1 protein-coding gene is annotated in these 446 nt (G+C 66.8%); it reads left to right on the forward strand.

The features are described from left to right. Nucleotides 1-29: 29 nt before the first annotated feature. A partial coding sequence (locus FQ755_RS15610) for a rhodanese-like domain-containing protein (RefSeq protein WP_144155728.1) occupies nucleotides 30-446 on the forward strand: 417 nt, incomplete at its 3' end.

Below are 446 nucleotides of genomic sequence, written 5' to 3' on the forward strand. Positions count from 1 at the left end.
CGATTTCTCTTTTTAGCGGCGGATCCTCCGTGACGTTCTTTACCGATTACACCAACCTTGCGCTCATCGCGATCCTGCTCGTTTCCGGCGGCCTGCTGGTGGTTCCCGCGCTGCGGCGCGGCGGCGGCGGCCTGTCCAGCGCCGAGGCGACCCAACTGATCAACCGGCGCAATGCGATCGTGATCGACCTGCGGCCCTCGGCCGAGTATGCCGCCGGGCACCTGCCCTCGGCGCGCTCGGTCGAGTACGCCGAACTGGCTTCCCGGCTCGGCCAGGTCGCCAAGAACAAGAGTGCCCCGGTGCTGCTGGTCTGCCAGAACGGCCAGCAATCGAACAAGGCGGCCAAGGCCGTGCGCGAAGCCGGTTACGGCGAGGTCCATGTGCTGCAAGGCGGTGTCGCCGAGTGGCAGAAGGCCGGCATGCCGGTCGTCAAACAAGGAGTGGCG

The sequence above is a fragment of the Paraburkholderia sp. BCC1885 genome, assembly GCF_900996235.1.
In the GTDB taxonomy this organism is placed as follows: Bacteria; Pseudomonadota; Gammaproteobacteria; order Burkholderiales; family Burkholderiaceae; genus Paraburkholderia.